6 protein-coding genes are annotated in these 6,044 nt (G+C 60.6%); 2 read left to right on the top strand and 4 right to left on the bottom strand.

Features of this window, described 5'->3' with window-relative positions:
• Window positions 1-203 precede the first annotated feature (203 nt).
• From ACIREA_RS24635 to ACIREA_RS24645, 3 genes are all read right to left on the bottom strand, one after another.
• On the bottom strand, window positions 204-1,538 hold the full coding sequence (locus tag ACIREA_RS24635; protein ID WP_397384989.1) for a DUF1501 domain-containing protein: 1,335 nt from the start codon (window positions 1,536-1,538) through the stop codon (window positions 204-206).
• A gap of 102 nt (window positions 1,539-1,640) precedes the next feature.
• Window positions 1,641-2,849 carry a hypothetical protein gene (locus tag ACIREA_RS24640; protein ID WP_397384990.1) on the bottom strand — a complete coding sequence of 403 codons (1,209 nt, stop codon included), beginning with the start codon at window positions 2,847-2,849 and terminating at the stop codon, window positions 1,641-1,643.
• Window positions 2,850-2,918: 69 nt separating this feature from the next.
• Window positions 2,919-3,878, bottom strand: coding sequence for a D-alanyl-D-alanine carboxypeptidase family protein (locus ACIREA_RS24645; RefSeq protein ID WP_397384991.1), 960 nt, complete (start codon window positions 3,876-3,878; stop codon window positions 2,919-2,921).
• Window positions 3,879-4,008: 130 nt separating this feature from the next.
• Here ACIREA_RS24645 and ACIREA_RS24650 point away from each other — a divergent pair, with 130 nt between their 5' ends.
• Window positions 4,009-4,896, top strand: a complete 888-nt coding sequence (locus ACIREA_RS24650) for a peptidylprolyl isomerase (RefSeq protein WP_397384992.1) — start codon at window positions 4,009-4,011, stop codon at window positions 4,894-4,896.
• Between the two features lie 33 nt (window positions 4,897-4,929).
• On the opposite strand, the gene ACIREA_RS24655 is transcribed toward ACIREA_RS24650, so the two are convergent.
• Complete coding sequence (locus ACIREA_RS24655) at window positions 4,930-5,478, bottom strand: hypothetical protein (RefSeq protein WP_397384993.1); 549 nt, start codon at window positions 5,476-5,478, stop codon at window positions 4,930-4,932.
• A gap of 27 nt (window positions 5,479-5,505) precedes the next feature.
• Here ACIREA_RS24655 and ACIREA_RS24660 point away from each other — a divergent pair.
• The coding region (locus ACIREA_RS24660; RefSeq protein ID WP_397384994.1) for a PQQ-binding-like beta-propeller repeat protein at window positions 5,506-6,044 on the top strand (539 nt) is incomplete at its 3' end.

The raw sequence follows: 6,044 nt of genomic DNA on the forward strand, positions 1-6,044 counted from the left end.
TCCGAAGCAGCCCTTCGGCATCGTCGCTCTTTCGTCCTCATAGTCCTCGTGTTTCCAATGTCCTGCGTGCAGATACACCCGCTGCGTGAATGCGACCCGCTGCGGACTCGGAGGTCCGCGCTCCTGAAGCGTTTTCTGAAAAACGTGCACAAAAAACCCGGACATCGCTGTCCGGGTTCTCTGAATCAGTTGGCGACCTCGAATTACGCGAGGGCTTCCGTGAGGACACGACCACCGTTGACGATGTCGATCGGGCGACCGCCGTCGGCCATGATGCGCTTCTCGCTGTTGATGCCGAGGAGGCGGTACATGGTCTTGGCAAGATCTTCAGGGCCCACGGCATCGCGGTCGGGCTCACCACCGAGGGCGTCAGACGCACCGTGGATGTAGCCTTCCTTCATGCCACCGCCAGCCATGGCGACGGAGAACACGCGTGGCCAGTGGTCACGACCATTGGTGCCGTTGATCTTCGGTGTGCGGCCGAACTCGGAGCTGACCATGACGAGCGTGCGCTTGAGCATGCCGCGATCGGAAAGGTCGGTGATGAGACGGGCAAAGGCCTGATCGAAGTTCGGAGCCTGACCGTTGAAGGCATCCTTGATGTTGGAGTGGTGATCCCAGCCACCGTAGTTGACGGAGACCATGCGGACACCGGCTTCGACAAGACGGCGGGCCAGCAGGAAGCGCTGACCGGCGGTGTTGCGGCCGTATTCGTCACGCAGCTTGTCGGATTCCTTGGTGAGGTCAAAGGCTTCGCGAGCCTGCTTGCTGCTGATCAGGCCATAAGCGGCCTGGTAGAAGCTGTCCATGGCGCTGATGGAGTCGGCTTTTTCCACGTTTTTGAAGTGCTCGTCCACGGTGCCAAGAAGGTTGCGGCGACGGTCGAAACGCTTCTCATCCACGTCTTTCGGAGTGAGGAGATCGCGCACGGTGAAGCCTTTGTCAGCAGGGTCGCTGCCGAGAGCGAAGGGACCGAAGGCGCTGCTCATGTAGCCGGTGCCCTGGTCAGGAGCGACCATGTTTGGCACCACCACATACGGAGGCAGATTGTTGCGGCTGCCCTGCTCGTGGGAAATGACGGAACCGAAGCTGGGGAACTTGATCGCCGGGCTTGGACGGTAGCCGGTGAACATGTTGTGCGTGCCACGCTCATGAGCGGCTTCACCGTGGGTCATCGAACGGATGACGGTGAGCTTGTTCATGATCTTGGCGATGTTCGCGAACTTCTCACCGACGTATTCGCCGGGGATGGAAGTCTTAATCGGGGTGAACGGGCCGCGATAGTCTGGCGAGGCAAAAGGCTTCGGGTCCCAGGACTCATGCTGTGCCATGCCACCTGGAAGGTAGATGTGAATGATCGAGTCAGCGACGGGCTTGAAGGTTTCCACTTCAGGCATGACCTGAGCAGCCTGCAGGCGGAGCATCTCAGGCAATGTCAGGCCGAGGCCGCCGAGCATGCCGACGTAGAGGAAGTCACGACGGCTGGCTCCGGAGCGCAGATCAAGGTGATTGCCTTGGCAGAGAGAGTGCATTTTCATAAGGGGGGAGGGGTATTGTTACTGGAATCGAGAGGAATTACGGGTCCCCTCAAGGGTTCTTGCATATCTTGCGCAAAATGATGCGAATGTTGTTTCCAGCGATCAGGGGGTCACCCAGCCAGCCTGCACCAGTTCACTGATCCACACCTGAAAATCCACCGGTGCGTCCGGGGGAAATTTGAGCCGTAGAATCATCGGCACGGTGGCGTCCGCGCTCAACTGCAGCTGGTAGTCCAGCGCCTTGACGATCGGGCCGCCCTTCGCAGCATAGCCATAGACCACTTTGGCCCCGGGTTCGGAAATGTTGCGCAGGCTGTAGCACTGGAGCTTGGAGGGATCCCCAAACTGATTTTCAAAATGTCCCGCAGGAGAAACGAGCACCCGAAAGAGCGTGGGGGCGGCCTGTTTCAATTCAAGAAAATCCGACCAGCCCATCTCACCTGCACCCACGAAGGATTCCCAGTCCACACGCGGCCCCGCCGTAGAGTGCTCCACCGTGGCAACGCGCCGGCCACCACCTTCGAAAACCACCACATGCTGGCTGAACTTGGGGGAGAGTTCCTTCGCTTCAACGATGGAATCAAACACCTGCGGGCCATCCGCATTCTTCGAATAGTAGAAGCTCATCAGCGGCGCCACGCGCAGGCGATCACGCACCTGCAGGACACGCTCTTTCCAAGTGGGAGTTTCCAAAAACTTCCCGATCACTTCCTCTGCGGCAGCCAGCTTCGCCAGATCTCCGCCTGTTACTTTCGGCAGGGCACTGGCCGTTTTGAGGTTCTCACTGCCGGGTGGGCGAAACACCAGATTGCCAGAGTTCACCTGGGGCATCGGCTCTTCAGGCTGCATCAGCGCCACATCAGGTGGCAGCACCATCTTCCCGCCATTTTGTGAAGGCGGATCGCCCGCTTTGGCCAGCTTGGAAGCAAGCGACTCAGCCTTCTTGGCCGGTGAAGGCATCAAGCTCCAGACCACAAGCACGACCACGATGAGGCCCACCACACCCGCGCCAATCATCAACTTACGCCGAAACTGCCGGATCTCAGGATCCATGCGCATGCGGTCAAAGGCATCGCCGGGCAGCGGCTGAGGTTCTTGAAAAGCAGCCGGACTCGGACTCGGAGCAGGTGCGCTGGTCGGCTCATTCTGCGTCATCAGCAGCGCACGGCGCTTCGTCTTGGTGGTCTTCTCCGCCATCTGCAGCATCACCATCTGCCCGCACTCAGGACAGGGGCGTGAGCGCGTCACTGAAGAAACCTGGATTTCGACAGTTTTTTCGCAGTGAGGACAGACGAGGGTGGTGGCCGGCATTCTTGGCTGGACGTTGATGAAGGGTAGGCACTCTGGCGGCTGGAATGAACAGCCGCAACTTGTGGTTGGTCAATTTCCCGTCCACGCGTCCGCTGTGAAGGCACCACCGGAGCGCAGCCGTTGCAATCCCCAGCTCATCATGATGCGGGCGTCCTCCCAGATGTACTTCGTCTTGGTACCAAGTTGCACCAGGATCACCTCCCGCCCGCCGCTGGCAGCACTGGAGATCAAACAGCGTCCGCTGGCCACAGTGTAGCCGGTTTTCATGCCGTTGCATTCAGGCATGGCGCCCAGCAGTTCATTGGTGTTCGTGAGCGTGACCACACGCCCGTCCGCACGCCGGAAGCTGAAATACTTCCGCCGCACCACATCACGGATCACGGCATTGCGGTACGCCGCCATCGCCACCCGGGCCATGTCACGTGCGGTGGAGTACTGCCCGCCCACCGTGAGGCCGTGGGGGTTTTTGAAATTGGAGTTCGCGCAGCCCAGCGCGCGCGCCTTGGCATTCATTTTGGCCGTGAAGGCGCTGATGCTGCCCGCATTGTCACGTGCCAGCACATTGGCCACATCGTTCGCGCTCTTCACCAGAAAGGCATAGAGCAGCTCACGGCGCGAGTAGACCTCCCCCGGTCGGATGCCCAGCCGCGTCGGCTCCACGGCCACGTCGGAAGACTGCACGCGCACCATCTTGTCGAGGTTTCCCGCATCCAGCACCACCAAGGCGGTCACCAGCTTTTGCGTGCTGGCCACCCCACGTGCGGTTTCAAAACTGCGCCCGGCCAGATGCTGCCCGGTGCGTGCATCCAGCAGCAGGTAGGAGGCGGCACGGATCGCGGGACCGGAGGTGGCCACGAGCATGGTCCGCTCTGGCAGCAGCACGGGCATGATCTGCGCACTGTCGCCCTCGGCATACATGTGCTGGGAATTGGGTGCGACCGGGATGGCTCGCACCACTCCCTGCGCTGCACAGCTTGCCAGCAGCCCTGCGGCCGCCCCTGTCATCAAAAGGTGGATCAATCTCATCATCGTGAAGGAACGCCAGACCAGCCCGCAGTTTTCATGCCGGGCCAAGCAACCATGGCGCGCTGCATCTAGGCCACCCCGGGTTTGTTGTCAAACCTTGCGCCCTTCGCGCCGCGCTCCATGTTCGGCCCATATGGCACTAATCATCAACGGCGAACACATCGACGACGAAATCATTGAAGCGGAATTCCGCCACATCAAAAGTCACTACGAGCGCACCCTCCAGGTGGCCTGCTGTGAGCGTGACCCAGAATTCCGCGGCATCGCCAAGGACAACCTGATCTCCCGCGCCCTCCTGGGTCAGGAAAGCCGCCGCCGCCACCCTGACGTTTCTGAGGAGGACGTCACAGCACGCCTGACGAAGCTCATCGACGAGGCCGGTGGTGAAATGCAGTTCTACATGAACATCGGCATGCAGGTCAAAGACGAGGCGCTCGTCCGCGAGAACGTGGCAGGCGGTGTCCGGCTGGACAAAACGCTGCAGGAAATCTACGCCCCCGAGCCTGAGCCGACTGAGGCAGAGCTGCGAGCCTGCTACGAGGCCAATCTCAAGCACTACATGACCGACGAGGAGATCCAGGCCTCCCACATCACCAAAGGCCTCTCAGGTGCGACCAGCCGTCAGGAGATTTATCAAGCGATGCGCGATGTCCGCTCCCAGCTCCTTGCCGGCGCTAACTTCGCCAAGCTCGCGGAAGAGCATCGCTCCGGCGAGCAGCAGCAGATTGACCTCGGCTGGTTCAAGCGCGGCGAGTTCATGGAGGAGTTTGAAACCATCGCCTTCTCCATGGGCGAGGGAGAGATCAGCCCCGTCTTCAACACCCAGCTTGGCTTCCACGTCTGCACCGTCACCGGCCGCCGCCCGTCCGTGGCACGTCCGTTTGATGAAGTGAAGGCGGATGTGAGAAACCGCTTCCTTGAAGAATACCGCGACAAAAAGTTCAACGCCTTGCTCGAAGAACTCAAAGCCACCGCCAAGGTCGAAGACACCAATCCTGAAGGAGAGAGCTGCGGGCATTGAGCGCGGACTGGATGAACTCCAGTTCCGTCCCGATCACGCCTTGGAGATCACCGGCACCGGAGTGCGATAAATCGCCACCGGTTCCGGCAGCGAATCCTCGGGCGGTGGCCCGGGGAAATTGTCATCCACAAAGCGCCGCCAGGTGTCGCGTGTTTTCACCGAGATGAAGCCCTGCACGGTGTCGCCGCACTTGCCGCAGATCATCACGCTGTGCAGCAGGGAGATTCCTTCGCACACGCCGGTAATCACAAAATCCTCCATGCCCGGGGCATCGCGCCGCGCACTGCACACCGCGCACGATTCCAGGCCGCGCTCCAGCGTCACCTGCTCGTCCTGAAACTGCGCCAGCCGCTTCTTCGACTCCTGGGAAAACTCCTCCATCATCTGCGAGCGACAGTGATCGCACAGCGCATACTCCATCACGCATTCACCGCGCTTGTAGGCCTTGGAGATTTGAAAGCCACCAGGGAAGTCTGGCAGGGACTCGCCGCAGCGCGTGCAGTTCTGAAACGGACGCTCCTCATACTCACACCGCAGGTCAGGTGGGATCGGCGGCGGCTCTTGGAGATCGTGATCAGACATCGGCTTGTTTGCAACAAAGCGCACACCATGGCAGTTTCACAGTCCAAACTCATGCGCGCCTCGCTTTTCCTCTGCCTCCTCCTCCCCGCCCTTCTGCATGCCCAAACGGCAGACTGGCCGGACTCCCGTGGCAACGCGGCCATGACAGGCACCTCCCCCGTCGAACTGAAGTTCCCGCTGGAGCTCGCCTGGCAGTTCAAGCTCATGGACAAGCCGAAGGGGCAGCCCGAGATGCTCGTCTCCAGCGCCGTCGTGCGCAACGGCAAGGTCTATCTGGGCAGCAAGGACGGCAAATTCTTCTGTCTCGACCTCGTCACCGGCAAAGAGATTTGGAAGACCGAGGCCAAGGGGGCCTTTGACGGAGCCGCCGCCTTTGCGGGCGAACTCGTCGTCGTGGGCTGCCAGGATGGCTTCGTCTATGCCCGGAACGCCGACACCGGCAAGGAAGTCTGGAAGTTTGAAACGCAGGCCGAGATCCACGCCGCCGCCAATGTCTGGACGAATCCCGAAACCAAGGCGCAGAAAATCATCATCGGCAGCTACGACTACTCCATCTACTGCCTCGA

Source organism: Prosthecobacter sp. (assembly GCF_044373815.1).
Taxonomy (GTDB): Bacteria; Verrucomicrobiota; Verrucomicrobiia; order Verrucomicrobiales; family Verrucomicrobiaceae; genus Prosthecobacter.